General features: G+C 64.5%; 33 protein-coding genes. 10 read left to right on the forward strand and 23 right to left on the reverse strand.

The window, feature by feature from the left end; all coding sequences use genetic code 11:
* Nucleotides 1-2 precede the first annotated feature (2 nt).
* The 3 genes from QX039_RS04175 to QX039_RS04185 all read left to right on the forward strand — a co-directional run bounded on the left by QX039_RS04175 (nt 3) and on the right by QX039_RS04185 (nt 4418).
* Nucleotides 3-548: a carboxymuconolactone decarboxylase family protein gene (locus QX039_RS04175; RefSeq protein ID WP_315740997.1), complete on the forward strand. Its 546-nt coding sequence runs from the start codon at nt 3-5 to the stop codon at nt 546-548.
* A 503-nt stretch (nt 549-1051) separates the two neighbouring features.
* Nucleotides 1052-1969, forward strand: coding sequence for a sel1 repeat family protein (locus QX039_RS04180; protein ID WP_315740996.1), 918 nt, complete (start codon nt 1052-1054; stop codon nt 1967-1969).
* A gap of 103 nt (nt 1970-2072) precedes the next feature.
* Nucleotides 2073-4418 carry an ABC transporter substrate-binding protein gene (locus tag QX039_RS04185; protein ID WP_315740995.1) on the forward strand — a complete coding sequence of 782 codons (2346 nt, stop codon included), beginning with the start codon at nt 2073-2075 and terminating at the stop codon, nt 4416-4418.
* Nucleotides 4419-4431: 13 nt separating this feature from the next.
* Here the strand turns inward: QX039_RS04185 and modD are convergent, their stop codons facing one another.
* On the reverse strand, nt 4432-5307 hold the full coding sequence (gene modD / locus QX039_RS04190; protein WP_315740994.1) for a ModD protein: 876 nt from the start codon (nt 5305-5307) through the stop codon (nt 4432-4434).
* Nucleotides 5308-5380: 73 nt separating this feature from the next.
* On the opposite strand from modD, the gene QX039_RS04195 reads away from it, so the two are divergent.
* Nucleotides 5381-5944 carry a DUF2478 domain-containing protein gene (locus tag QX039_RS04195; RefSeq protein WP_315741027.1) on the forward strand — a complete coding sequence of 188 codons (564 nt, stop codon included), beginning with the start codon at nt 5381-5383 and terminating at the stop codon, nt 5942-5944.
* A 27-nt stretch (nt 5945-5971) separates the two neighbouring features.
* Here QX039_RS04195 and QX039_RS04200 read toward each other — a convergent pair whose 3' ends face one another.
* The 11 genes from QX039_RS04200 to nifH form a co-directional block, all read right to left on the reverse strand.
* A complete protein-coding gene (locus QX039_RS04200; RefSeq protein ID WP_315741026.1) occupies nt 5972-6178 on the reverse strand; it encodes a molybdopterin-binding protein in 207 nt (68 codons plus the stop codon).
* 169 nt (nt 6179-6347) lie between these two features.
* Nucleotides 6348-6644, reverse strand: a complete 297-nt coding sequence (locus tag QX039_RS04205; protein WP_172112536.1) for a ferredoxin family protein — start codon at nt 6642-6644, stop codon at nt 6348-6350.
* Nucleotides 6645-6685: 41 nt separating this feature from the next.
* Complete coding sequence (locus tag QX039_RS04210) at nt 6686-7993, reverse strand: FAD-dependent monooxygenase (protein ID WP_315740993.1); 1308 nt, start codon at nt 7991-7993, stop codon at nt 6686-6688.
* A gap of 22 nt (nt 7994-8015) precedes the next feature.
* Entirely contained in the window at nt 8016-9122 is a 1107-nt protein-coding gene (locus tag QX039_RS04215; protein WP_315740992.1) for an electron transfer flavoprotein subunit alpha/FixB family protein, read from the reverse strand.
* A 36-nt stretch (nt 9123-9158) separates the two neighbouring features.
* Nucleotides 9159-10004 carry an electron transfer flavoprotein subunit beta/FixA family protein gene (locus tag QX039_RS04220; protein WP_315740991.1) on the reverse strand — a complete coding sequence of 282 codons (846 nt, stop codon included), beginning with the start codon at nt 10002-10004 and terminating at the stop codon, nt 9159-9161.
* 262 nt (nt 10005-10266) lie between these two features.
* On the reverse strand, nt 10267-10605 hold the full coding sequence (gene nifW / locus QX039_RS04225) for a nitrogenase stabilizing/protective protein NifW (RefSeq protein ID WP_315740990.1): 339 nt from the start codon (nt 10603-10605) through the stop codon (nt 10267-10269).
* Nucleotides 10602-11393, reverse strand: coding sequence for a serine O-acetyltransferase (gene cysE, locus QX039_RS04230; RefSeq protein ID WP_315740989.1), 792 nt, complete (start codon nt 11391-11393; stop codon nt 10602-10604). The genes nifW and cysE overlap by 4 nt, the downstream gene beginning before the upstream one ends.
* 2 nt (nt 11394-11395) lie before the next feature.
* A complete protein-coding gene (gene nifV, locus QX039_RS04235) occupies nt 11396-12535 on the reverse strand; it encodes a homocitrate synthase (protein WP_315740988.1) in 1140 nt (379 codons plus the stop codon).
* Between the two features lie 315 nt (nt 12536-12850).
* Nucleotides 12851-13345: a Fur family transcriptional regulator Irr gene (gene irr, locus QX039_RS04240; protein ID WP_315740987.1), complete on the reverse strand. Its 495-nt coding sequence runs from the start codon at nt 13343-13345 to the stop codon at nt 12851-12853.
* 17 nt (nt 13346-13362) lie between these two features.
* A complete protein-coding gene (locus QX039_RS04245; protein ID WP_315740986.1) occupies nt 13363-14097 on the reverse strand; it encodes a nitrogen fixation protein NifQ in 735 nt (244 codons plus the stop codon).
* Nucleotides 14098-14180: 83 nt separating this feature from the next.
* Nucleotides 14181-15068, reverse strand: coding sequence for a nitrogenase iron protein (nifH, locus tag QX039_RS04250; protein ID WP_315756203.1), 888 nt, complete (start codon nt 15066-15068; stop codon nt 14181-14183).
* A 417-nt stretch (nt 15069-15485) separates the two neighbouring features.
* Here nifH and QX039_RS04255 point away from each other — a divergent pair, with 417 nt between their 5' ends.
* Both QX039_RS04255 and QX039_RS04260 read left to right on the forward strand, forming a co-directional pair.
* Nucleotides 15486-15917 carry a response regulator transcription factor gene (locus QX039_RS04255; protein WP_315741025.1) on the forward strand — a complete coding sequence of 144 codons (432 nt, stop codon included), beginning with the start codon at nt 15486-15488 and terminating at the stop codon, nt 15915-15917.
* Nucleotides 15811-16338: an ArsC/Spx/MgsR family protein gene (locus QX039_RS04260; RefSeq protein ID WP_409998851.1), complete on the forward strand. Its 528-nt coding sequence runs from the start codon at nt 15811-15813 to the stop codon at nt 16336-16338. Before QX039_RS04255 ends, QX039_RS04260 begins: the two co-directional genes overlap by 107 nt.
* Nucleotides 16339-16357: 19 nt before the next feature.
* Here QX039_RS04260 and QX039_RS04265 read toward each other — a convergent pair whose 3' ends face one another.
* From QX039_RS04265 to QX039_RS04275, 3 genes are read right to left on the reverse strand one after another with little or no spacing between them, the layout of a single operon-like run.
* Nucleotides 16358-16720 (reverse strand): (2Fe-2S) ferredoxin domain-containing protein, encoded by a 363-nt coding sequence (locus QX039_RS04265; protein ID WP_315771538.1) that lies wholly within the window; start codon nt 16718-16720, stop codon nt 16358-16360.
* A complete protein-coding gene (gene grxD, locus QX039_RS04270; protein WP_315756206.1) occupies nt 16717-17046 on the reverse strand; it encodes a Grx4 family monothiol glutaredoxin in 330 nt (109 codons plus the stop codon). Before grxD ends, QX039_RS04265 begins: the two co-directional genes overlap by 4 nt.
* Before the next feature lie 48 nt (nt 17047-17094).
* Entirely contained in the window at nt 17095-17328 is a 234-nt protein-coding gene (locus tag QX039_RS04275; RefSeq protein ID WP_315740981.1) for a BolA family transcriptional regulator, read from the reverse strand.
* Between the two features lie 271 nt (nt 17329-17599).
* Between QX039_RS04275 and QX039_RS04280 the strand changes: the two genes are divergently transcribed.
* The 4 genes from QX039_RS04280 to QX039_RS04295 all read left to right on the forward strand — a co-directional run bounded on the left by QX039_RS04280 (nt 17600) and on the right by QX039_RS04295 (nt 19611).
* The gene (locus QX039_RS04280; RefSeq protein WP_315740980.1) at nt 17600-18091 is read left to right on the forward strand and encodes a hypothetical protein; all 492 of its coding nucleotides are present in this window, start codon (nt 17600-17602) and stop codon (nt 18089-18091) included.
* A gap of 92 nt (nt 18092-18183) precedes the next feature.
* Nucleotides 18184-18546 carry an iron-sulfur cluster assembly protein gene (locus QX039_RS04285; RefSeq protein WP_315741024.1) on the forward strand — a complete coding sequence of 121 codons (363 nt, stop codon included), beginning with the start codon at nt 18184-18186 and terminating at the stop codon, nt 18544-18546.
* A 37-nt stretch (nt 18547-18583) separates the two neighbouring features.
* Nucleotides 18584-19342, forward strand: coding sequence for a dienelactone hydrolase family protein (locus tag QX039_RS04290; protein ID WP_315771540.1), 759 nt, complete (start codon nt 18584-18586; stop codon nt 19340-19342).
* 26 nt (nt 19343-19368) lie between these two features.
* On the forward strand, nt 19369-19611 hold the full coding sequence (locus QX039_RS04295) for a hypothetical protein (protein ID WP_315740978.1): 243 nt from the start codon (nt 19369-19371) through the stop codon (nt 19609-19611).
* A 253-nt stretch (nt 19612-19864) separates the two neighbouring features.
* Here QX039_RS04295 and QX039_RS04300 read toward each other — a convergent pair whose 3' ends face one another.
* The 8 genes from QX039_RS04300 to QX039_RS04335 are packed head-to-tail and all read right to left on the reverse strand — an operon-like array spanning nt 19865 to nt 23296.
* A complete protein-coding gene (locus tag QX039_RS04300) occupies nt 19865-20323 on the reverse strand; it encodes a group II truncated hemoglobin (RefSeq protein ID WP_315740977.1) in 459 nt (152 codons plus the stop codon).
* 16 nt (nt 20324-20339) lie between these two features.
* The gene (locus tag QX039_RS04305) at nt 20340-20507 is read right to left on the reverse strand and encodes a hypothetical protein (RefSeq protein ID WP_315740976.1); all 168 of its coding nucleotides are present in this window, start codon (nt 20505-20507) and stop codon (nt 20340-20342) included.
* Between the two features lie 12 nt (nt 20508-20519).
* On the reverse strand, nt 20520-20834 hold the full coding sequence (locus tag QX039_RS04310) for a DUF6156 family protein (protein ID WP_315740975.1): 315 nt from the start codon (nt 20832-20834) through the stop codon (nt 20520-20522).
* 38 nt (nt 20835-20872) lie between these two features.
* On the reverse strand, nt 20873-21085 hold the full coding sequence (locus QX039_RS04315) for a hypothetical protein (RefSeq protein WP_284423618.1): 213 nt from the start codon (nt 21083-21085) through the stop codon (nt 20873-20875).
* Nucleotides 21086-21097: 12 nt separating this feature from the next.
* On the reverse strand, nt 21098-21406 hold the full coding sequence (locus QX039_RS04320; protein ID WP_315740974.1) for a 2Fe-2S iron-sulfur cluster-binding protein: 309 nt from the start codon (nt 21404-21406) through the stop codon (nt 21098-21100).
* 36 nt (nt 21407-21442) lie between these two features.
* Nucleotides 21443-22657, reverse strand: a complete 1215-nt coding sequence (locus QX039_RS04325; protein WP_315740973.1) for a DegT/DnrJ/EryC1/StrS family aminotransferase — start codon at nt 22655-22657, stop codon at nt 21443-21445.
* Between the two features lie 2 nt (nt 22658-22659).
* Nucleotides 22660-22920, reverse strand: coding sequence for a hypothetical protein (locus tag QX039_RS04330; RefSeq protein ID WP_315740972.1), 261 nt, complete (start codon nt 22918-22920; stop codon nt 22660-22662).
* 19 nt (nt 22921-22939) lie between these two features.
* A complete protein-coding gene (locus QX039_RS04335) occupies nt 22940-23296 on the reverse strand; it encodes a DUF3024 domain-containing protein (RefSeq protein ID WP_315740971.1) in 357 nt (118 codons plus the stop codon).
* Nucleotides 23297-23307 lie beyond the last annotated feature (11 nt).

A 23307-nucleotide genomic window follows, 5' to 3' on the forward strand; every position in this document is an offset into this window, starting at 1 on the left:
TCATGTCGATCGAGCAACTGAAGGACCAGATCCCGGACTTCGCCAAGGACATCAGGCTCAACCTGTCGTCAATGGCCTCCGACGAGACGCTGTCGCCGCAGGCCAAATATGGCCTGTTCGTCGCGTGCGCGATTGCGACTCGCAATCCGAGCGTCGTGGCGGCGTTGGAATCGGTTGCGGCCGCGCAGCTGTCGCCCGCCGCTCTGGCGGCGGCGAAATCGGCCGCCGCGATCATGGCCATGAACAACGTCTACTACCGCTTCGTGCACCTTGCCTCGAACAAGGAGTACGCGACGATGCCGGCCCGGCTGCGGATGAACGTCATCGCCAACCCCGGCATCGACAAGGCCGATTTCGAGCTGTGGTCGCTCGCGGTGTCCGCCATCAACGGCTGCGGCACCTGCATCGATTCGCACGAGAAGGTCCTGCAGGACGCGGGCGTGCCCGCGGCCACGATCCAGACCGCCGTACGCTTTGCCGCCATCATCCAGTCGGTTGCCGTTGCGATCGAAGCCGCTTGTGTGTCCGTCGCGTTGGCGGCGGAATAAAAATCGATCGGATATGTGAATGCGGCCGGCATTGTCCGGCCGCATTTGTTTTTCGCCCTTTCTCGCCTGAGTTGCAGAGTTTCGCGGCGCGCCTGCAACTCCTCGGTCCGCTAAGCCCCTGACCTCGCGGCAAAGTCGAGATGACTGCGGCATCCTGATACTCCAGCCGATCTTTCCGCAAAGCGCAGAACTCGGCCTCGGTCTCGCGCATCGCGAGCAATCACCGATGCGGCGCGCCGGGAAATTTCCATCAAATAGCCTTACCTACTCACCCTTCCCGACAAGAACATTGATCAGCTTAGGGACCAAGCAACATCGATTGTGACCAGGGCGCGCGAAAACGATGGCGTGCATGTCGGAAGGAAACCGGACCTGTCGGTCTCGACGGAAGCGTTGATGCAATGTCCCCGATGTCGCATCATGCGCGCTTCGGTTGGACCGCGCGCGCCCGACGTCCTGAAGCTATCTCCCACGACACGTTCGTCGGAGACAGGAGGCTAGTGATGAGTGCTCCAGATCAGAACGATCCGGCGAAACCAGCGCCGCCCTGGGCGAACGAAGAGCTCCGCAGATATGCGCCGCGCCGCCGCCAGACGGAGGCCGGCCCGACGGCATTCGATCCGCCCGCCGACGGCGTCCCCCTGCCGCATCATCTGGTGTCCCGGCCAAGCTTCCTGCCGGCGCGGCCAGCGGCCCTTGACCTCGACGATGAGGAGGTGCACCGCGCCTGGAGCGCGAAGCTCGATCCCGTGGTGATGCCCCTGCCGCCGGAGGATCCGGACAAATCGTTGCGGCTGGGCAGCATCATCAAGATCGGCGCCGCCGTCGGCATCGCGGCCTCCATCGCCCTGATGGTGGTCAACATGGTCTCCTTCGAGAACGGCGGGCCGACGCCGGGCGGCAAGAGCCCGATCATGCCGACCGCCGTGCTGGAAAGCCTGGCCCAGATCGATCCCGCGGAAGCCAAGGTCGCCCAGGAAGACCCGCCGCAGACGGTCGCCGCGCTCGCGGCTCCCAGCAGTACAGAACTGACGATGCGGCCATGGCCCTCGGCGCCCACGTCGCCTGCGCCGGCCGCGGCAGCACCGACGGTCTCGCCCCCCTCCCCTGCGCTCCCGATGGCCTCGCCTCGCCCGACCGTTCCGTTGCCGCGAGACGAGGTCGATGCCCTGATGAAGCGCGGACGCGACCTGCTCGCCGCGGGCGACGTCGCCAGCGCGCGCCTGATCCTGACGCGGCTTTCCGACGCCGGGATTGCGGACGCCTCCCTCCTGCTCGCGCGCACCTATGACCCGGCCGAACTGACGAAATCGCGGTTGCTCGGTGCCGTTCCCGACGCAGCCAAGGCGCGCGCCTGGTATCTCAGGGCTGCGGAGCAAGGATCGCCGGAAGCCAGCCGACGCATCTCGGCTGCGCGCTAACGCATAAATCTCGGAGCGCTCGAGACGCGCCCCCGACCGCTCCCTGCGAGACGGTCGGCCGCGATCTGCTGCGCCCGAGAACCAAATATCGATGGGAGGACTGATGATGAACGGCATCCATGCTGCAGTTCGCGCCTGCTTGGCCGCCAGATGGAGCCGACGTCGCAGACCACGGGATGCAAAGAACAGCCCCCCTCGAGCAGCCGCATGCCTCGCGCTGGCTCTGTCCGCTCCGCTGGCGCTGACCGGACATCAAGCGGTCGCCGCGGACAACGAGATTCGCATCGGCAACACTATGCCCTACAGCGGCCCGGCTCTCGCCTATGGCGTCATCGGCAAGACGATCGCGGCCTACTTCAACAAGATCAATGCCGAAGGCGGCATTAACGGCCGGCGCGTCAACTTCATTTCCTACGACGACGGCTATGCGCCGCAGAAGACGGTCGAGATGACCCGCAAGCTCGTCGAGGAGGACAATGTCCTCCTGATGTTCGCCAGCCTGGGCACGGCTCCCAACCTGGCGGTCCGCCCTTATCTCAACGCCAACAAAGTTCCGCAATTGTTCGTGGCATCCGGCTCCTCGCAATGGGACCAGCCCCACGACTTTCCGTGGACCATGGGCTTTCAGCCGAGCTACCAGGCCGAGGCGCACGTCTATGCCCAGTACCTGCTGGAGACCCACAGCCGCGGCAAGATCGCGCTTCTCTATCAGGACGATGATTTCGGCAAGGATTACGTCAAGGGGTTGAAGGACGGCCTGGGTGGCAAGCTTCCGATCGTCGCAGAAGCGACCTACAAGGTGACGGACGCCAACGTCAATCAGCAGATCGCCACGTTGAAGGCATCCGGCGCCGACATCTTCTTCGACGTGACCACGCCCAAGTTCGCCGTGATGGCGATCCGCCGCGCGGCCGAGCTCGGCTGGCGTCCGGACCACATCATCTCGACGGTCTCGGAATCGGTCTCCGCCGTGATGCAGCCGGCCGGCCTGCAGAATGCCGAAGGCATCTTGTCCGCGGGCTATTACTACGAGGGCGAGGAGGCCGCGGCTGCGGGCGATCCATCCTACCGCGAATGGTCCGCCTTCATGGACCGCTATTTGCCCGACGTACCGAGAAGCAATGGTCTTGCGACCTTCGGCTACCTCGCGGCAAACGCGATGGTCGCAGTGCTGCGGAGTTGCGGCGACGACCTGTCGCGCGACAATATCATGAAGCAGGCGGCATCCCTGAAGAGCCTCAAATTGCCGATGCTGACGCCCGGCATCACCGTCAACACCAGCACCCATGATCACGCGCCGCTGGAGCAGATGCAGATGATGCAGTTCACCGGCGGCAAGTGGCAGCGCTTCGGTCCGGTCCGGAGCGGTATCGATCCCGGCAGCGTCAGCGATTCCTTCAAGACCATCTTCCGTTACGGCACGGCGAAGCGCGATCTGGCCAACCAGCTGAATGCCAATACCGTCACGCTGATGACCGGCTCATTCGGCAGCACCTACGCCAACATGGGCGCGGACCTCGCATCCGCGCTCGACAAGGGAACGGAGCTGCGCATCCTTCCCGTGATCGGCCGCGGCTCGGTGCAATCGGTCGCCGACATCCTGCTGCTGCGCGGCGTCGACGCCGGCATCATCCGCAAGGACACCCTGGCCTTTCTCGAGCGCAAGGACTTCGCCAACAATATCCGCGAACAACTGGTCTATGTCGCCAAGCTGTTCAACGAGGAGATGCACGTGCTGGCGCCGAGATCGATCGCCAGCCTGAACGAGCTCGACGGCAAGACCATCGCCGTCGACCTGCCCGACGGCGGCACCTTCGTCACCTCGATCAACGTGTTCGAGCGCCTCGGGATCAGGCCGCATCTGCTCTATATCGAGCCGCGGCTGGCGCTGGACATGCTGCGCAAGGGCGACATCGACGCGATCATCACGGTCGAGGGCAAGCCGGTGCAATGGCTGAGCCAGGTCAGCGATCCCAATCTGCATCTCGTGCCCGTCGACTACGACAAGGCTCTGCACGACGACTATCTGCCGGCGCAATTGTCCGCCGAGGACTATCCGAACCTCGTCGGCGCCTCGGCGTCGGTGAACACGATCGCGGCCGAGGCCGTGCTGGCGTCGTTCAACTGGCCGGCCGGCAGCGACCGTCACCGCCGGCTGTCTCTGCTCGTCGAGGCCTTCTTCAGCAACATGCAGGCGCTGCAACGGCCGCCATACCACCCGAAATGGCAGGAGGTGGCGCCGCTGGCTCCGATCGCGGGCTGGACAAGATTCAAGACGGCACAGGACTGGCTCGATCGCAATACACCGCCCGCCCAGATGCTGGGGGCGAATGCACAGGCCAACGATCTGCAGGCGAGCGGCGTTTCGGCCGATCCCCGGCTGTTCCGTGAATTCATGGAATGGCGAGCCAACCGCCAGAAGCGCGCCACTCCGCGGCACCCACAGTAGGCGGGTCGCGCGGTCAAGCCGTGGCCGAGGCAGGGCTGATCCGCACCTGCACGTCGCAGGGACGCGCGAGATAGGGCGCCGAGGTGACCAGCACGTCTGCCCCCGCCGCAGCATAGGCAGCGGCGTTCTGCGCATTCACGCCACCCGCGGCCGCAATGATCGGCCGCCGCGGCAGCGCCGCGCTGATGGCGATTCGCTCCGTCAGCGCAGCGATGTCGGCAGGCGAAAATTTCTCGGCCTGGATGACGTCGAAGCCGGCCACGGCGGCGGCGACGGCCTGCTCGACCGTGGTGACCTCGATCACGAGCCGCTTCTCCGGCGCACTCCGCCGCAACCGCTCGGCGACATCGGCAAGCGGCGCATCGCCGAGAAACGCCCGGTGTTCCGGAAACACCAGCACCGTCTCCGACAGGCCGAGCCGATGCATCACCGCGCCACCCGCCTTCACCGCGGCAACGGCGAACGGCTTGGCTCCGGGGACGCTCTTGCGCGTGCAGGCGACCGCAATGCCAGGCTTGATCGCGCGCGCCACGCCGACGATCGCAGCCGCCCCGGTGGCGACGCCGGACCAGATCTCGATGAGCGTCTGCGCCACCTTCCAGCTCCGCAACAGGCCAGCCGCCGCGCCCTCTGCACGGAGGATCGGGGCCCCCTCCTCCAGCACCGTTCCGCTGCCGGCAAACAGTTCGACATGGCAGCCCGTGAGCTCGATCAAGGCCGCCGCATCCTCGGCCAGGGCCAATACCATGCGGTCGCGCGCAGCGAAGTGCATCAGGCCCGGCTCGGCGCCGATCCCTAGCGTCTCCGTCGTCAGGTCGCCATAGGGGACATCGTCGCGGAGCAGCGCTTCCAGATCATGGTGCGTAGCGGTGGTCGGCGCGCGCGACATCTGCTCTTTCTCCACAGGCTGCATTCTCTATATAAACCCTGGTCGCCGCCCGCCCCCGATCGCCAGGCCCCGTATGATCCCGCACGATCTTCCTACTTCCGCTGAGCCCAATCAGCCCCGTCTCGCCGCCATTCTCTACGGACCGGGCGACGATGCCGATGCCTTGCTGGACGCCTTTGCCCAGGAGCTGCTGCAACGGGGCGTCCGCGTCGGCGGCATCGTTCAGCGCAATACGAGAGACGAAGTCGGCAAGAAAAGCGGAATGGACGTGATCGATCTCGCCAATGGCGACACGATCTCGATCTGTCAGGACCTCGGCACCGGATCGACCGCCTGCAAGCTCGACACTGCAGGCCTTGCCGAAGCCGGCATGGCCGTTCACCGCGCCATCGCGGCCCACGCCGACCTCATCGTAATCAACAAGTTCTCCAAGCAGGAGGCCTCGGGAAGCGGGTTGCGTGGCGAGCTGGCCGACGCAATCACGTCGGGGATTCCGGTGCTAACGGCCGTGCCGCAGAAATGCATCGACGACTGGCGGACCTTTGCGGGCGACTTCGGCACGCTGCTGCAGCCGTCACGTTCCGCGATGGAAACCTGGTGGCTCGACCTGCGCGCGCGCCACGCGTCGACCGGCTGATCGGCGCAGCGATTCGGCACCACGTTCCTATTTTCCGATCATCACATCCGACGACTTGATGACGGCGGAGACGCTGTCGCCGACGGCAAGCGCGAGCTCCTCCACCGCCTCGTTGGTGATCGCCGAGAAGACCGTGAGTCCAGGGGCGAGCTCCACCTTGACGTGGGCCGTGGTCGCGCCCTTCTCAACAGAGATGATTTTTCCCGGCAAGACGTTTCGTGCACTCAGCTTCACGTGCTGTTCCTCATCCATTGCAGCGTCGTTGCTGCAACGAGATGTAAACAGAAAGCCCGACCGAACTCAATGACCTATATCAGTCACGATATAGCATTGACGACCGGCGGCACGTTTGTCGCATTTGCGACAGCACGCCGCCCCGGGGGCGCTCTCAGGCGGCCGGACATCAGCCGAACTTGAACAGCACCCCGTAGCCACCGCGCGGATAGCTCCACTCGATATCGCCGCTGGCCTCGCCGATGACCCGGCAGGTGCCGCATTCGATGCAGCCGTCCACCGTGATCTCGACCTGGCCCTTGTCGTTGAGCTCGTAGCAACGTGCCGGGCAGGCCTTGAGAAGCGCCTTTAACTGCGGCGTCGGCGTCGTATGCGGACGGACCTTGATATGGGCCCGGCCGGGATCGACCTGATAGCGATTGTAGAACAGCTTGTCTTCGACCCTGACTGCGACGTCCGTGCTCATGTCTGATCTCCCTCGCCTAAGCTGTTTCGTTCATTCACCAATCATCGCCACGCCCGAGCAAACCTGAAGGCGTCGCCGAACAGGCCGGTCCATGACCTTGCATTCACGAAGGAGCGCACGGTGCTGCTCTCCTTCTCCTTCTTCGGTGTCCCGTCGACGCGCACGAAGTTCTGCATCGCCTTGGAGACGAGCTGCGGATAGGTCAGGAAGAAGTTCTGCGACTGGTTGTGCAGCAGCGCCGGCATGTCCTTGTATTTCTTCAGATCCTTGATGACGAAGGAGTCCTCCAGCATCTTCTTGTAAAGTGAGAGGTTCTCCTTGGTCATCGGATCGCGGCGCGACTTGACCTGGAAGATCGCCTCAGCCGCGATGCGTCCGGAAGTCATCGCGAGATTGGAGCCCTCGCGGTGAACAGCATTGTTGAGCTGGGCGGCATCGCCGACCACGACCCAGCCATCGCCGCAGAGCTGCGGGATCGCATTATAGCCGCCCTCGGGAATCAGGTGCGCCGAGTACTCCTTGACCTCAGACCCCTCGATCAGCGGCGCCACCGACGGATGCTGCTTGAACCGCTCGAGCAGGCCGTATGGCGTCTCGCCGGTCTTCTGGAAGTCGGAGACGAGGCAGCCGATGCCGAGCGAAATGCACTCCTTGTTGGAATAGATGAAGCCCATGCCGGTCATGCCGCGGGAAATCGTGCCGACGGCCTCGATGACGGCGCCTTCGTCGCCCTTCAGGTTGAAGCGCGCCTCGATCGTCTCGCGCGGCAGGAAGTGCATCTCCTTCACAGCCAGCGCGACGTTCTCCGGCTTCGGCCGCTCACGCAGGCCGGCGCGAGTCCCGAGCAGGCCGTTGACCCCTTCCGCGAGCACGACCACGTCGGCATGGATCTCGCCATCGCGCCGGTCGGTCTTGACGCCGATCACCTTGCCATAGGCATCCTGCGCCAGCTCGGTCACGGTCGTCTCGCACAGCACGGTGGCGCCGGCTTCCTTGACCTTGGACGAGAACCATTTGTCGAACTGGGCACGGATGATCGTGTAACGGTTCGGCTTCTCCTCATTGAAGTCGTCCGACTTGTAGTGCAGGCCGACATGCGACTTGTCGTCGAGCATCCAGAAGCGCTGCTCGACCAGATGCCGCTCCAGCGGTGCTTCCTCGCGGAAGTCCGGAATCAGCTTCTCCAGCATGTCGGCGTAGAGGATCGCGCCCTGCACGTTCTTCGAGCCGGAATACTCGCCGCGCTCGAGTTGCAGCACCTTCATGCCGCGCTTGGCCATGGTCAGCGCAGCAGCATTGCCGGCCATACCGGCCCCCACGACGATCGCGTCGAACCGTTCCTCGATCATTGCCCTGCTCCCTCTCTGGTGCCTAGCTCGCGATGCGGTCGCGCGAATGCGGCGACAGACGTGCGCGGAATGCCTCGGTGAGCGCCGGCAGCAGCCGGATCGCATCGGTGACGATGCCGACATGCGCGAAGTCGAAGATCGGCGCGTTCTTGTCGGTGTTGATGGCAACGATCAGGTCGGCGCCCTCGACACCGACCCGATGCTGGATCGCGCCGGAGATGCCTGCGGCGATGTAGAGCTTGGGCCGGATGGTCTTGCCGGTCTGGCCTATCTGCCGATCGGAGGTCACCCAACCCTTCTGCACCAGCGGCCGCGAGCAGCCGAATTCGGCGCCGAGCACCGAAGCGAGCCCCTTGACGAGCTGGAAGTTCTCCGGCGAGCCAAGCCCGAGCCCGCCGGCCACGACGATGTCGGCATAGGCAAGATTGGACTTGGCCGAATCGCGATCCGGAATGAAGGACAGCACCTTGGTGACGATATCCTCTTCCACGAGACCGAGCTTGTGCTCGATGATGCGGCTCGCGGGCTTCTCGACGCGGTCCGGCATCGGCATCACGCGCGGGCGGACGGTCGCCATCTGTGGCCGATAGTTCAGCGTGTAGATCGTGCAGAGCAGCGAGCCGCCGAAGGTTGGCCGCGTCGCGGCCAGGGAGCCGTCGGCATCGACGTCGAGCTCGGTGCAGTCGGCGGTCAGACCGGTGAGCAGCGTCGTCGCGACGGAGCCCGCGAGGTCGCGGCCGAGCGTGGTGGCGCCGAGCAGCAGGATCTCAGGCTTGAAGGTGTTGACGACGTCGGTCAGCGCTTTGGTGTAGGCTTCGTTGCGATAGTCGGTGAGAACGCCGTCCGCGACGATGTAGGCGAGATCGGCGCCATAGCAGAACGACTCCGCGGCAGCGTGCTGCACGGCTTCTCCGGGAGGCCCGATCACGACGGCCGCGAGATCGACCTTCAGCTTGTCGGCAAGCTTGCGTCCGGCGCCCATCAGTTCCCAGGACACCGGGTGAACCTGCCCGCGCTCCTGCTCGATGAATACCCAGACGTGCTTGTAGGCCTTGAAATGCTCCGGCAGCTCCTTCTTGGTCGCGGCGCGACCGGCTGCGGCGGGCGGTGCTTTGGTGGGTTCGCTCATGATCGTCGTCCCTTGGTCCGTCAAAAGCCGTATGGATCAGAAGCCGTGCGCTGACGTCGTCAGTTCGGCTTCGAGCTTCGGCTGCCGCTTGAACAATTCCTCGATCAGGGCGTCGGCCGGCGCGCGACTCGAGAAGTCAACCATGGTTGCCTTCTCCGCCCGGGCCGACGGCGCGAAGACCCGCTTCACGATGGTCGGCGAGCCCTTCAGGCCGCACTTCGAGATGTCCTCGACGCCGGCGTCCTTGGCGCTCCAGGTGACGATCTGCGCGCGCGCTGCACGGAGCGCATCGGCCATGGCGCCGCGGCGGATCTCGTTGGTCGCCTCCAGCATCGTCACCAGGCACGGCAGCTTGGTCTTCAGCACCTGAACACCACCCTCGGAGCGACGCTCGGCTTCGATCGTGCGCGCCACCGGATCGACCTCGCTGATCTTCGCCACATAGGTGAGTTGCAGCAGGCCCAGCCGCTTGGCGATGCCCGGGCCGACCTGCGCGGTGTCGCCGTCGATCGTCTGCTTGCCGGTGAACACGATGTCGGGCGCGCCAAAGGTCTCGCTGACCTTGCGAATGGCTGTCGCCAGCGCATAGGTGGTCGCCAGCGTATCGGCGCCGGCGAAGAAGCGATCGGTCAGCAGCACGGCGCGGTCGGCCCCGTAGGTCAGCGCTCTGCGCAGCGAGTCCTCGGCGGACGGCGGTCCCATGGTCAGCACGGTCACTTCACCGCCGAACTTGTCGCGCAGTTGCAGCGCCGCCTCGAGCGCGAACAGGTCGTAGGGGTTGATGATGGTCGGCACACCCTGGCGCATGATAGTGTTGGTCACCGGATGAACGCGGATCTGCGCGGAGTCCGGAACCTGCTTGATGCAGACGACGATATGCATGCGATCACTCCGGTGTGTAGGTCTGCGATCAGGACAGCAATTGTCGTACCAGTTTCGGCCGCAATGATTATCGGCACGGATTCAACACCTTGGCGCATGAACCTGATCTCTGTTGCTGAGAACTCGCCGCCAAGGCCCGACACGTCGCAAGCAACACGCGTCGGGAATGCGACAGGAACTTGAAAGCGCACGGCTCGCCTGAAAGCAGAAGCGCCGCCAGTCGTGCTGGCGGCGCTCGTAGGAGTGATCCTCAGTTCGTCCGTTACTTGAGCGTCGTCAGTGACACGAACGGCTTTGGAGCCGGTTTCGGCGGCGCCACCGCCTCCTTGAGCACCTTGAACACCCGCTGATCGAGCGGCGTGGAGACGAGGAAGTCCTGATAGGCCTGCTCCAGGAACGACTTGCAGCGGGCTGCGACATCCTCGTTGGAAACGTCGGAGAAGTCCTCGCTGACGAGATACTGCCCCATTCGCCGGAGGATATGCAGCCGGCAGACGTTGAGCACCTTGGGATCGTAGTCGACACCGAGCAGCTTGAAGAACTCCTCGGCGGCAGAGGTCTTCTTCAGTTCGTCCAGAACGTTCGGCGATGCCGCAGTCATTGCTTTGCTCCTTGGCTCAAAATCGGATCAACCTCGCAGAAAGAGGTCGGCGCCGGAAGCGGCGGTCCCTGGCGCATCTTTTGCCTGATGTGAGCGAGCTGCGCTTCGAGGAATTCGATCCGGTCCAGCATCACGGAAAGTGCCTCACCGACCGGATCAGGCATCAAATGATGATCCAGGTCGATGCGTCCGACGGTTCGACGATGGGTGAACTCCGGCCGCACCACCTTGGCGGGGATGCCGACCACGGTGACATCGGGCGGCGTGCTCTGAATGACGACGGAGTTGGCACCGACGCGGGTGCGCGGTCCGATCGTGATCGGTCCGAGGATCTTGGCGCCGGCGCCGACGACGACGCCGCTTTCCAGCGTCGGATGCCGCTTGCCCGGCGACCACGACGTGCCACCCAGGGTGACGCCATGATAGAGCGTGACGTCGTCGCCGACCTCTGCCGTCTCGCCGATCACGACGCAGGCGCCGTGGTCGATGAAGAAGCGGCGCCCGATCTCCGCGCCCGGGTGGATATCGACATTCGACAGGAAACGTCCGAGCCACGACAACAAGCGTGCCGGAAAACGCCAGCCGCGAATCCACAGCCGATGCGCCAGGCGGTGCCAGATCAGCGCGTGAATGCCGGGATAGGTCAGCAGCGTCTCGATTTCGCTGCGCGCCGCCGGATCGCGCGAGCGGACGCACGCAATGTCCTCGCGGATCAGGCGGAGCAGCGAGGGCCGGCTCAGCTCGGCGACGATCGGCTTTGCAATGGGTGTGTCGACGATGTCGCTCATGATCAGGCAAAGCTCGCCAGCGGGTGATCGCAGACTTCGCGCCAGATGGCCGCAACGGCCTCTTTCGGCACTGGCCCCTTGTGAGTGACGGCATGCCTGCGCACGCGCGCCAGGATGCGCTGGGCCTGGTCGACGCTCGCCGGCAGGCGTAGATCCGACAGCAGCGAGGTGATCGCCGACAGCCCGGAATGCTTCCCGATCACGATCCGGTTGGAGCGGCCGAACAGTCCCGGATCGAGGGCCTGATAGGTGCGCTGATCCTTCAGCAGCCCGTCGACGTGAATGCCGGATTCATGGGTGAAGACGTGCTCGCCGACAATGGCCTTGTTGAGTGGAATGGCGCGCGCCGCGGCGGCCGCCACGACATTGGCGACGTGATCGAGTTCGGCCAGCACGATGCCGGTCTCGCGCCGGTAGAGCTGCCGCAGCGCGACCGCGACCTCCTCCAGCGGAGCATTTCCGGCGCGCTCGCCGAGGCCGATCACGGTGACCGATGCATGGGTCGCGCCCGCCTTGACCGCCGCCAGCGTGTTGGCGGTGGCAAGACCGAGATCATCATGGCCGTGAAACTCGATCTCCAGGTCCGTGGTCGCTCGCAAGGCGCCGACCAGCGCTGACGTCGCGTCGGGATCGAGCACGCTCAGGGTATCGGCGACGCGGAAGCGCCGGGCGCCGAGCGACTTCGCGGTCGCGATCACCTCGGCGAGAAAGCCGACATCGGCGCGCGACGAATCCTCACCGCCGACGGCAACGGCCAGTCCGCGGCTCCGCGCATAGCCGACCACGCGCTTGACCAGCTCCAACGCGGCGCTGCGGCTGCCGCCGAGCTTGGCAGCGATCTGCACATCGGATGTCGGGACGGAGACATTCACCATCGAGACGCCCGCCGCGATCGCCGCATCGACATCCGCCTCGCGCATCCGGCACCAGCCGATGATGGTCGCCGGCAGACCGGCCTCGACGATCGCCCTGATCGCAGCGATCTCGTCGGCCCCCATCGCCGGGGTGCCAGCCTCGATCTCGGGAACGCCGGCACGGGCAAGCGCACGGGCGATCGCGACCTTCTCTCCGAGGGCGAAGGCGACGCCCGGCGCCTGCTCGCCGTCGCGGAGCGTGGTATCGTTCAGGATGACCCGGGGCATCGGGCTCCCCGAGACCGTGCCCCCGCGGGCAGAGCCGGCCTCTCGGGCATTCCTGGGCCCGCGCTGTCCGGAGACGTCTTGCATTCACTCGCTCCGTCGCAACCTGTGTGCGGCCGCCAGAAGCACGACGCTCCATCACGGCCAGCAATTCACTCAGCAACGGCCATGCCACCGCCGGACCAGATGCCAATCAATTGAATTTACTATGCTTTTTCACTAACACGGATTGTCGGATTCGTAACAGGGTCGGGAATCAGACGTCGAGGTGAAGTGACTCGGTCGCCCAGCGCCAAGCCGCGGCGACCTGCGCTGCCGTCAGGCGTGGCGTCTGCGGCGCAGATGGATGACGATGTCAATCCGCTCCATGCGATAGCCCGGCAGCGGCTCCGGCAGCTGCTCGAACGCGACATGCTCGGGCACATCGACGAGCTCGCCTTCGTCCTCATAGAAGAAGTGCGGATGCACGGTCGTATTAGTGTCGAAGAACGATTTCGAGCCGTCCACGCCGATCTGCCGCAGTAGCCCGAGCTCCACGAACTGATTGAGCGTGTTGTAGATGGTGGCCTGCGAGATCTTCATGCCGGTGGCGACGGCGGCGCCATAGAGCGCATCGGCGGTGATGTGGCGGTCACCGCTGCCGAACAGAATCCGGCTCAGTTGCTGACGCTGCTGGGTGGGACGCAACCCGGCCCGACGCAGCGCATCCTCGCATCGACGCATCAGGATCTCGCCAGCTTCGCAGGTCCCTGCCTGGGGACAAGGTCCGCCGTCGGAGTTGCACGGGGATCGAAGCTGGCTGTCCATCAACATCGTCACGGTCCTCGAACTCACATCGCGGCGCCCGCCGCCTCCTGCAGCGCCACCTCGCGTCGCCGCTCGGCCATCCGGCTCTCGCCGCTCTCCTCGCCGAAACAGAGCGCGAAATCGTTGCACTGGGTGCAGACCGGCGTCGTGCACATGACGAAGCCGTCGTCCTCGCACAGCATGCGGTAGAAGAAGCGCTTCCAGCGCATGTTCCTGGTGTTGCGGCTTGCGAGCGGCGCGAAATGACGCGTCAGGAGCCGCGACAGCTCGGAGCGCTCGCGCAGGCCCAGGTCTTCCCAGAGATGGTTGGGCTCCATCGCGCGACGCGCCACCATGGCTGCGAGCCAGCGGCCGACCTCGCCGTCCGTGGAGCGCTGCGCGGCGAGCAGATCGCGCACCATCGCGATTTCGTCGTCGTCCGGCGCGGCCACGGCCCCGGTGATCGGCAGCCATGAGGAGTCGATCGAGGCTGCAGGAAACAGCTGCGCCAGCAGTGCGATCAGCTCGACGGTCGAAAGCCCGGCTCGCTCCGCCAGCGCGCCGTGCTCCATCGCGGAAACGGCGAGGATCGATGCGATGACGTGACGGTCGAAACCGATGTCGCTGTCGATCAGCGCATCGTCGGGATCGACGCCGGTCAGCAGGCGGTAGATCTGGCGGCCGTGGTGCCGCCTGTCCTCTTCGAAGGAGCCGTTGCGCGGCGACGGTTGCAGGCCAGCGGCAACGGACTCCGAGACGCCCACGATTGCGATGGTCATAGCGTGATCCCCTGCCGCCTGCCGGCGGGACATGCGATGAGGTACCGGCCTTCCGACGGGAGGAAGGCCGGTACCAAGACTGCTTAAGCCGTTGCGGCGAGATCGGCGGCAGTCTTTCCGATTTGGCTCTCGTCGACGGCCTTCATGATGCCGTGCTCCATCAGCATGTCTTCGAGCTCGTCCATCGTGATCGGGGTCGGGATGATGCCCTTGCCGGCGTTGACGTGGATCTTCTGGGCCAGCGAGCGGTAGTGGCCGGCCTGAACCGAGTCCGGCGCATATTCCAGCACGGTCATGCGGCGCAGCTCGGCGTGCTGCACGATGTTGTCGCGCGGCACGAAGTAGATCAGCTGGGTGCCGAGCTTCTTGGCCAGCGCCTCCGCCAGCTCCAGCTCCTTGTCGGTCTGGCGCTCGTTGCAGACCAGGCCGCCCAGGCGCACGCCGCCGGAGTTGGCATATTTCAGAATGCCCTTGGAGATGTTGTTGGCGGCATACATCGCCATCATCTCGCCGGACATCACGATGTAGATCTCCTGCGCCTTGTTCTCGCGGATCGGCATCGCGAAGCCGCCGCAGACCACGTCGCCGAGCACGTCGTAGGACACGTAGTCGATGTCCTCATAGGCGCCGTTCTCTTCCAGGAAGTTGATCGATGTGATGACGCCGCGGCCGGCGCAACCGACGCCCGGCTCCGGACCACCGGACTCGACGCAACGGATGTCGCGATAGCCGACCTTCATGACCTCTTCGATCTCGAGGTCCTCGACGCTGCCCGCGGCAGCGGCCAGGCTCAGAATCGTGTCCTGCGCCTTGGCGTGCAGGATCAGGCGGGTCGAATCCGCTTTCGGATCGCAGCCGACGATCAGGATCCGGTGACCCATCTCGGCCAGCGCGGCCAGGGTATTTTGCGACGTCGTCGACTTGCCGATGCCGCCTTTGCCGTAGAATGCGATTTGTCGCAGTGATGACATTCTGCTCTCCATCAACCGATTGCCTATGTCGCGCCCGCTTGCAGCAGAGCGTGACCGCGTCCTCTTTGTGTCCGAACCGGCAGACGGGTTGTTGGGAAGGAGAGCATCGCTCGTCCGAAGCGTCGGCGTGCACTCAGCCCTCAACCATTGCCTGAGCGCAGTTTTGCAACCGCTGTGCCAGCACGCGCACAGCGCCAAAACGATCATGTTTCAAAGGAGATGCCGAGCAATCCGGACGCGATTGCGGGTTGTTGCAAACCCGACATCGGAATGCTTCGCAAGATGCGACGACACGCAGCCCTGTCTGAAACGACACAACGGCTGCGCCGCTTCAGCCGTGCAGGACCCGGAACGAGATTTGCTAGATCCCCTCCGCAGCCCTGCGGCACAGACGCTGACAACGTTGAGGAGGATGCAATGCAGATCGGAGTGGAAACGGCCAAGGCGGTGGACCAGCGGCGCGTGTTCGTGATCGATGACGACGAGATCACGCGCGCGGCCCTGCAGTTCATGTTGCACGATGAAATCGAGACACATGAATTGGCGACGCCAGAGGAGGCGTATGAGAAGGGTGTCGATTGGCTGGCACCGAACGTGGTGCTGCTCGGGGTTTCCTTCTTGAAGCAACGCGGCCCCGAGCTCGTCCGCGAGATCCTGGCGAAGTTCAAAGGCGTGCGGATTCTGATCGTGACCGCCAAGGCCGACGAGGCGATCGCGATCGAAGGTCTCAAGGCCGGCGCGCATGGCGCCGTGGTCAAGCCGCTCACGATCGAGTCGGTGCGCAAGAAGGTCGACACCATTCTCGGCCGCGCCGGCGGCGCGCAGCTGGTCCAGCTCGGCGGCGCCTGACGTGACGACCGTCGTCTTCTATGAGAAGCCGGGCTGCGGCACCAACGCCCGGCAGAAGCTGATGCTGGCACGCGCCGGCCACGATGTCGTCGCCAGGAATCTCTTGACCGAGCCCTGGACCGGCGAGCGGCTGCGGGCGTATTTCGCCGGGACGCCCGTCTGGAGCTGGTTCAATCCAGCCTCGCCGCGCGTGAAATCGGGAGCGATCGAGCCAGAGACAATCGAAGCCGTCGCAGCGATCGACCTGATGCTCGAGGATCCGCTGCTGATCCGTCGGCCATTGATCGAAGCCGGCGGCCGGTGCTGCGCCGGCTTCGATCGTGAACCCGTGATCTCGCTGCTCCGGCAGGGCGACGATCTGGACGATGTCCAGGGCTGCACGCGTCCGGAGGGGTCGACACCTTGTCCGGAGCCGCGTTGAGCGGCTCCGTTCTGCAAGCTCAGCGCTTCAACACCATGACCAGGCGATCGACGCGCTTGCCCTGCTTGAAGTGGGATTCGACGATCTCGTCGATATCCTCGGGCCTGGTCGGCCGATACCAGACGCCGTCTGGATAGACCACCATCATCGGTCCCGCGCTGCAGAAGCCGAAGCAGCCGGCCGCGGTGACGCCGATGTCCGTCAGCCGCTGTACCTCGATGGTCTTGGTCAGCCGATCCCACAGCGGCTGCACGCCGAGCGCGCCGCAGCTGCCGCGCGGATGTCCGGGCGGACGCTGCGTCAGGCAGACGAAGGCGTGATATTTGTAGAGCTGCGGAATCTCGAATGAATCATCCGCCTCGGCAACATCAGAATCGCTCATGACGCAGGCGCCTTGATACCCTTGTCGGCGAGCAGCGTCGCGAGCTCGCCGGCCTGGAACATCTCGCGCACGATGTCGCAGCCGCCGACGAATTCGCCCTTCACATAAAGCTGCGGAATGGTCGGCCAGTTGGAGAACTCCTTGATGCCCTCGCGAATGAAGGGATCGGCGAGCACGTTGACGCTCTCGTAAGCCACGTCCAGCTTGGCCAGGATCTGCGCCACCGCGGCGGAGAAGCCGCATTGCGGCGCGGCCGGCACGCCCTTCATGAACAGCACGACATCATTGCTGTCGATCAGCTTCTGAATGCGTTCGGATGTCGACATAGACTGGATCCTTTCCCTGAATGCGACCGATCAGCCGGATCGCAACGATCACTTCGGCAATGACGTCTCGAGCGCCAGCGCATGTAGCACGCCGCCCATCTGGCCCTTGAGAGCCGAATAGACCATCTGATGCTGTTGCACCCGGCTCTTTCCAACGAAAGCCTGTGAGGTGACGCGCGCCGAATAATGGTCGCCATCGCCTGCCAGATCCTCGATTAGGACGACGGCATCCGGGAACGCCTCCTTGATCAGACGCTCGATATCCGTTGCTGCCATCGCCATCGCTGCCACTCCCGCTGGATTGATGAAGGCCTCATGCAAGCTCCGAACCAGTCATTTGCGGGCGGCAATCGCCGGCTCGTCGGCATCTGACGACTTGTCCAGGCCAAACCGCCCGCGTCGCGTCGTCTTTGCTACATCAGCCACGGCGCAGCGAAGAGGCCGCGTCCAAAATCCAACATCGGCCCGTTCTTCTACCCGCCTTGTACCGACTCTGGCGCCGCTGCACCCGCTCGAAAACGGTCCGCGTCTTGCAGTGATTTGATCGAGGTCAATGCAGATGCTCGAACTCGTCAGCGAACCCGACACGATCAACTTCGGCGATCTGCCGCAGGAGATCGATGCGCTGCTGCAACAGGGCGTGGCGGCGTACCGCCGCGACCACGCGCAGGCGGACCGGCTGTTTCGCCAGGCGCTGGCGACCGCTCCGCAGCAGCTGCCGACCTACTTCTGTCTGTACAAGATTCACACCTATCAAGGCCATCTCGACGAGGCAGAGGCGGTCGCCGAGCTGGGCCTTGCGGAAGCGGCGCGCCAAGCCGGCTGGCCACGTGATTGGCGGCACTGGACGCCGCATGATCCGCTGCCGGATGGCGCCGGCCGCTTCGCGCTCTACACACTGAAGGCACTCGCCTTCATTCATCTGCGCAAGACTGATTCCGAGGGGGCTGCCGAAATGCTCGCGGCGCTGCGGCGACTGGATCCCGCCGGCGCCGTCGGATGGCCGGTCGTCGCCGCGCTGGCCGAGGGGCTCGGTTCGGATTGAGGCGACGCCAAGCATGAGCAGAGCGAACATGACACGAATTCCAACGACCATCCCCCGGTGCGAACCAGGATCATGAGAGGAACCAACGCATGATGACGATGCACGCCCCGCCCTCTCCTTCCCCGGCACAGAACGCCGTAGCGAGCGGCTCCCGGAATGCCGCCGAGAGCGTGATTGCCGCGTTGCGGACGGTCTACGACCCGGAAATTCCGGTGAACGTCTACGATCTCGGCCTGGTCTATCGAATCGCGCACGAGGGCGGCGGCGTCGTCGAGATCGACATGACCCTGACGGCGCCTGGCTGCCCGGTCGCAAGCGAGATCGTCCGCATGGTGGAGGACGCCGTACAGGCCGTCGACGGCGTCGCGTCGGTGAAAGTCACGCTCGTGTTCGAGCCGCCATGGGACAAGTCGCGCATGTCCGAAGAGACCGCGCTGGAGCTGGGTTTGTTGTAACGCGCGCGAGCCGCGCCAACAGGAGCAGGAGCATCACATGCCTACGGAGAGCACGATCAAGCTGACCGCCAGCGACGGCCATACCTTTCAGGCGTTTCGTGCCGATCCAGCCGATGCGCCGAAGGGGGCGATCGTCGTCCTGCCGGATGGCACCGGCGCTGCCGGCAAGCTGCGCAAGGTCGCCGATGCCTTTGCGGCCAGCGGATATGTCGTGATTGCGCCGGAGCTGTCGCCTCCTGCGGCGATCGACGCGGCAACGGAGGGCGAGCCGGCCAAGACCGTGCCGGACCCGGCAGCGCCGCTGCTCGCCGAGATCCAGTCAACGGTCGACAGCGTCAAGGAATGCGGCAAGGTGGCGGTGGTCGGCTTCGGCGCCGGGGGCGGTCTCGCCTACGACGCGGCCAACCGCGTCTCCGGTGTGGCCTGCGCGGTGAGTTACTACGCGACGGGTGTCGTCAACGCGGCCGGCGCCAAGCGCAAGATTCCGACGCTGCTCCATTTCGGCGAGGCCGACATCGTCGTGCCGTTCGCGGAGGTGACCATGTTCCGCGCCTATCATCCCGAGGTCAGCGCGTTCTCCTATCCGAATGCCGCGCATGCGTTCGACGGTGACGGCGAGACTTATGATGAATCCGCAACTGCGCTGGCACATGACCGGACCCTGGCGTGGATCTCGCAATATGTCGTCGGGCAGCCGCCGATCACGCTGAAGAACGCCGGCGCCTACGCGCTCGCCAAGACCGACAAGAAAAAGAAGAAGAAAGCCGACGACGACATGGGGCCGCCGGCTGATTGACAATCCGATGGAGTGAGAGCGCCGCGATGCTGCCGACCACCATCCTCATCGACGAGCGGCCACGTTGCGTCGTGCGCCCCAACGACACCAAGGATCTCAACCGCTTCATCCGCAACGGCAAGCCTTTTCTGCTCGCCGAGGTGCCGGACGGCAGGATCACGCATCGCAATGCCAGCGAGGCCGAGATGATGCAATGGCAGAACGCCCTGGCGCTACACCGCGCCTGGGGCGGCGACGACGAGAACTTCTTCGGCGTGCCATTGTATTAGCTCGGCCGTTCCAGAGCCGTAGGGTGGGCAAAGGCGCCACCGGCGGCAATTGCTAGGCTTGCCCGAAGCTCGCCGTGCCCACCATTCCATCGGCTATCATCGGCTGATGGAGTCGCGGTGGGCACGCTTCGCTTTGCCCACCCTACGCGCCGCGCAGTCTCCGTCATTGCGAGCGCAGCGAAGCAATCTAGCGCAACACGACGATTCTGGATTGCTTCGTCGCCTTGCTCCTCGCAATGACGCAACCGCAGGCCTATGGCCGCGCCGCGCGAGCATCGTGCGGGTTGCCGGCCTGGTTGCGCATCCAGTCGGCGAGCTTCGTCATGGCGGCGTCGACGTCGTGCCGCGCCTGGACGTCGGTCACCGTCTCCTCGAGCGCGCCGCGCATGCACAGCAGCCAGGCGTCGCGCTCGGCATTGCCGATGGCAAAGCCCATGTGACGCTGGCGCAGCCGCGGATGGCCTTTCTCGGGCGAGTACAGCTTGGGGCCGCCAAGCCATTCGGAGAGATAGCGCTTCAGGATGTGCTTGATCGGCCCGAGATTGCTGCCGTGCATGTCGCGGATACGCTTGGCATCGGGCAAAGTATCCATTCGATGGTAGAAGGATTCGACGAGACGGTCGACCACGACGGCACCGCCGATCCGCTCATAGGGGGTCGCGACCGGCCCTGCGCCCGGAGTTCCAGTCTCTGAAGTCCCAGCGTCCGCCATCCGGCCGTTCCTGTCTCTACTCGTCCAAGCTCGGCTGCAGGATGACCTCAGCCGGGGCGCCGGGTCCCTGCTCGTCCACAAGCTCCAGCGTATCGACACGCGACAATCCGCCGCCGCTGTCCATCAGCACGATAGCGTCCTTGGGCATGCTGGCAAGGACCTCGATCAGCTTGGCGACGGTCACGATCCCTCCTCCTCACGCAGCGGCCTGTCCAGCGACAGGGACGCCTTTCTCGTCGAAATTGAGCGTCACCGGATCCTCGTCGAGCATCACGATCTCGGCCCGGCTCAGCGCCCCATTGGCATGGTAGCTGTAGCGATGCGTGAGCTCGATCTCACCATAGACGATCTTTTCGAATCCGGTGAGCGCACCCGCGGCATCGAAATAGCCGCGGATGAAGGTGTTGCGGTTCGACAGCTGCTCCGGCGCGATCGCCGTGACCAGCCGCAGCGGCAGCTTGATGCCCGTATACGAGACGAAGAACCGGCAATCCCGCCCTGTATCCGTCATTACGCAGCCGCTTCAAGCATGAGTCCGCAGTGCAGCCGTCACGACACGGCTGCGGTCTTCAAGGCCTCGATCTGGTCGCGCGCCACCTTAAACACGCCGCGGCCGCCGGCGAAGGTCTGATAGGCCTTCATTCCGATCGCCTCACTCAACTTGTCGAACCATTGCTGCGGCGTGAGGCCGACCGGCCGCTCGCTGATTTCCGCCACCGTGCCGTCATTGGCAAAGCGGACATGGAGCGTCACATTGTCCATCTGATCCTCCTGTTACAGACCCGAGCCAAAGCCGAGCAACTCGATCTTGACGTTCTCGGTGCCCAGGATGGTCGCCTGGCACGCGAGCCGGGATTTCGAGCCGACGCCGACGATGGTGTCGAGCTTCTCGTTCTCCAGCTTGGAGACCTTCGACACGCCCTTGCGTCCCTCCTGCAGAAAGATGTGACAGGAGCCGCACTTCGCCTGGCCCTCGCATTTGTGCTGGATGTCGACCTCGGCGCCGAGCAGCGCCGCGAGAATGGTGGTGCCCTCGCCCACCTCGATCGTCTTGCCTGATGGCATTACCGTCAATGTCGCCACTTGGATTCTCCTCTTCCAGTTTGAGATCAGAACTCGTCAGTAGATCGCCGCGCCCGCTCCGACATTGACCGATGCGTCCTTCATGGTCGCGACGATGAAGGCGATCTGGTCCGTGGTCAGGTGGACGTGGAACGGCAGGGCTACGACGCGATCGGCGACCTTCTCGGTCACGAGATAGTCGCCCCGCCGATAGCCCATGTTGAAATAGTGTCGTTGCAGATGCAGCGGATTGGAATAAGCGATCGCCTCGACCTGTTCGACCCTGAGATCCTCGACGATCGAATCGCGGCTCGACTTCGAGAACCGCGTGCCCAGATGCACCTGATACAGGAACCAGTTCACCTCGGTGACATCAGGCCCGACATAGGGATCCTTGATTCCCTCGAACGATTGCACTTGGCTATAATAGATCTGCTCGATCAGCTTGCGGCGTTCGAGGATCTCGTCGACTCGCCTCAGTTGTGCGAGGCCCAGCGCCGCCGTCACGTCGCTCATGACAGCCTGGTGGGACGGGCTGCTGCTGACCACGACCGAACCGCGCTCGTCCAGCCGGTGCAAGCGGTGGCGACGTACGGCGACCGCAATGTCGACGTCATCCGTGACGACCATGCCGCCCTCACCGCAGGTCAATGCAAAAGGCTGCGAGAAATCGAACACCGACGCGACGCCGAAGGTGCCGACCAGCGCGCCCTGATATTTCGAGCCGATCGCCTCGGTCGAATCCTCGATCAGGGGCAGATTGTGCGCCTTGGCGATCGCCTGCAGCTCCGACCATTTGGCCGGATGCCCGTTGGTGTTGCCGGCCAGGATTGCCTTGGTCTTCTCAGTGAGGCGCGCCTCGATCTTGCTTGGCGCCAGCGTGCCCGAATAGTAGTCGATATCGACGAAGACCGGCTTAGCGCCGACGATACTGATCGCGTGCGCGACCTCGCGGAACGAATAGGACGACGCGATCACCTCGTCGCCGGGGCCGATCCCCATAGCCTTGAGGACGAGCACCAGGCCCAGCGTCCCGCTCGGCACCGCGATGGCATATTTGCGGCCGAGATAGGCCGCGAATGCCGCTTCGAATTCCTCGACGAGCGGACCGCAGGACAGCCGCGGCGACCGCAAAGTCGCCTCCACGGCGGCGATCTCCGCCGTCGTGATGTCAGGATCGGACAACGGGATGAAGTCGAAACCGACCGGCGTCAACTCAGCCTCGTCCTGCTCCTGTCGATCGGCGTCATGCACCAGATAGGGCTTGGTCATGATCAGCTCCGCCTGGCCAGGATCAGGCCGGTGGCCTTCGCGGGATCGTCGGTCACGCCGGCGCAATGGTCGCTGGCATCGAGCAGATGCAGGTCGAACGCCGCGTAGCTGCGGAACGGCTGTTCGGTTACGTCGGAGGCATCGCAACGCGTCAGGACCAGCTTGGGGAAGCGACGGCGCAATTCGCCGAACGCCGCGCTGCCGGCATCGGGTCCAGTGAGGACCTGCTCGATCTCATTCAGTTCCTGCTCGGCAAGTGCCATGTCACCCGTCCTCTTCGTCCTACTGCCAGAATATCCGCTCAGGGTCGGCGTTCAGCTCGTCGACCGCCGCGGTCAACCGCTTGTGCACGCTGTGCAGCTCCCATGTTCCCTGGCCGTGATCTCTCCAGAACAGCTTCCACATCGCATTCGCCGGATCGTGACGCAGCAAAGCGACGTCGATCACCCCGCCGTCCTTGTCGATGTTGCGTGAGCAGCACGGGCTCCTGACGTGATACCCCTCGTTGACCGGCAAGACCGTCGGCTCGACATAGCGATAGCGCTTGCGCGACTTCAGCGCGCGCTCGATCCGCCTGCGATCCAGCTCGTTGGGATGTGCGGGCAGAATGACCCTGGGCTTGAGCGCGGTTGCGGCCATGGCTGATCATC

Source organism: Bradyrhizobium sp. SZCCHNR1043, from assembly GCF_032489675.1.
Classification (GTDB): Bacteria; Pseudomonadota; Alphaproteobacteria; order Rhizobiales; family Xanthobacteraceae; genus Bradyrhizobium.

Bases quoted from the DNA above. Each gene is read 5' to 3' on its own strand.
- QX039_RS04285 (WP_315741024.1), top strand. From the start codon at position 18,184: ATGACGATGCACGCCCCGCCCTCTCCTTCCCCGGCACAGAACGCCGTA.
- modD (WP_315740994.1), bottom strand. From the start codon at position 5,307: ATGTCGCGCGCGCCGACCACCGCTACGCACCATGATCTGGAAGCGCTG.
- grxD (WP_315756206.1), bottom strand. From the start codon at position 17,046: ATGTCGACATCCGAACGCATTCAGAAGCTGATCGACAGCAATGATGTC.
- QX039_RS04215 (WP_315740992.1), bottom strand. From the start codon at position 9,122: ATGAGCGAACCCACCAAAGCACCGCCCGCCGCAGCCGGTCGCGCCGCG.
- QX039_RS04210 (WP_315740993.1), bottom strand. From the start codon at position 7,993: ATGATCGAGGAACGGTTCGACGCGATCGTCGTGGGGGCCGGTATGGCC.
- QX039_RS04220 (WP_315740991.1), bottom strand. From the start codon at position 10,004: ATGCATATCGTCGTCTGCATCAAGCAGGTTCCGGACTCCGCGCAGATC.
- QX039_RS04175 (WP_315740997.1), top strand. From the start codon at position 3: ATGTCGATCGAGCAACTGAAGGACCAGATCCCGGACTTCGCCAAGGAC.
- QX039_RS04180 (WP_315740996.1), top strand. From the start codon at position 1,052: ATGAGTGCTCCAGATCAGAACGATCCGGCGAAACCAGCGCCGCCCTGG.
- QX039_RS04310 (WP_315740975.1), bottom strand. From the start codon at position 20,834: ATGACGGATACAGGGCGGGATTGCCGGTTCTTCGTCTCGTATACGGGC.
- nifW (WP_315740990.1), bottom strand. From the start codon at position 10,605: ATGACTGCGGCATCGCCGAACGTTCTGGACGAACTGAAGAAGACCTCT.
- QX039_RS04245 (WP_315740986.1), bottom strand. From the start codon at position 14,097: ATGACCATCGCAATCGTGGGCGTCTCGGAGTCCGTTGCCGCTGGCCTG.
- QX039_RS04255 (WP_315741025.1), top strand. From the start codon at position 15,486: ATGCAGATCGGAGTGGAAACGGCCAAGGCGGTGGACCAGCGGCGCGTG.
- QX039_RS04325 (WP_315740973.1), bottom strand. From the start codon at position 22,657: ATGACCAAGCCCTATCTGGTGCATGACGCCGATCGACAGGAGCAGGAC.
- QX039_RS04275 (WP_315740981.1), bottom strand. From the start codon at position 17,328: ATGGCGATGGCAGCAACGGATATCGAGCGTCTGATCAAGGAGGCGTTC.
- QX039_RS04260 (WP_409998851.1), top strand. From the start codon at position 15,811: ATGGCGCCGTGGTCAAGCCGCTCACGATCGAGTCGGTGCGCAAGAAGG.
- QX039_RS04330 (WP_315740972.1), bottom strand. From the start codon at position 22,920: ATGGCACTTGCCGAGCAGGAACTGAATGAGATCGAGCAGGTCCTCACT.
- QX039_RS04195 (WP_315741027.1), top strand. From the start codon at position 5,381: ATGATCCCGCACGATCTTCCTACTTCCGCTGAGCCCAATCAGCCCCGT.
- QX039_RS04315 (WP_284423618.1), bottom strand. From the start codon at position 21,085: ATGGACAATGTGACGCTCCATGTCCGCTTTGCCAATGACGGCACGGTG.
- QX039_RS04205 (WP_172112536.1), bottom strand. From the start codon at position 6,644: ATGAGCACGGACGTCGCAGTCAGGGTCGAAGACAAGCTGTTCTACAAT.
- nifV (WP_315740988.1), bottom strand. From the start codon at position 12,535: ATGCCCCGGGTCATCCTGAACGATACCACGCTCCGCGACGGCGAGCAG.
- QX039_RS04265 (WP_315771538.1), bottom strand. From the start codon at position 16,720: ATGAGCGATTCTGATGTTGCCGAGGCGGATGATTCATTCGAGATTCCG.
- nifH (WP_315756203.1), bottom strand. From the start codon at position 15,068: ATGTCATCACTGCGACAAATCGCATTCTACGGCAAAGGCGGCATCGGC.
- cysE (WP_315740989.1), bottom strand. From the start codon at position 11,393: ATGAGCGACATCGTCGACACACCCATTGCAAAGCCGATCGTCGCCGAG.
- QX039_RS04290 (WP_315771540.1), top strand. From the start codon at position 18,584: ATGCCTACGGAGAGCACGATCAAGCTGACCGCCAGCGACGGCCATACC.
- irr (WP_315740987.1), bottom strand. From the start codon at position 13,345: ATGTTGATGGACAGCCAGCTTCGATCCCCGTGCAACTCCGACGGCGGA.
- QX039_RS04295 (WP_315740978.1), top strand. From the start codon at position 19,369: ATGCTGCCGACCACCATCCTCATCGACGAGCGGCCACGTTGCGTCGTG.
- QX039_RS04280 (WP_315740980.1), top strand. From the start codon at position 17,600: ATGCAGATGCTCGAACTCGTCAGCGAACCCGACACGATCAACTTCGGC.
- QX039_RS04335 (WP_315740971.1), bottom strand. From the start codon at position 23,296: ATGGCCGCAACCGCGCTCAAGCCCAGGGTCATTCTGCCCGCACATCCC.
- QX039_RS04185 (WP_315740995.1), top strand. From the start codon at position 2,073: ATGATGAACGGCATCCATGCTGCAGTTCGCGCCTGCTTGGCCGCCAGA.
- QX039_RS04300 (WP_315740977.1), bottom strand. From the start codon at position 20,323: ATGGCGGACGCTGGGACTTCAGAGACTGGAACTCCGGGCGCAGGGCCG.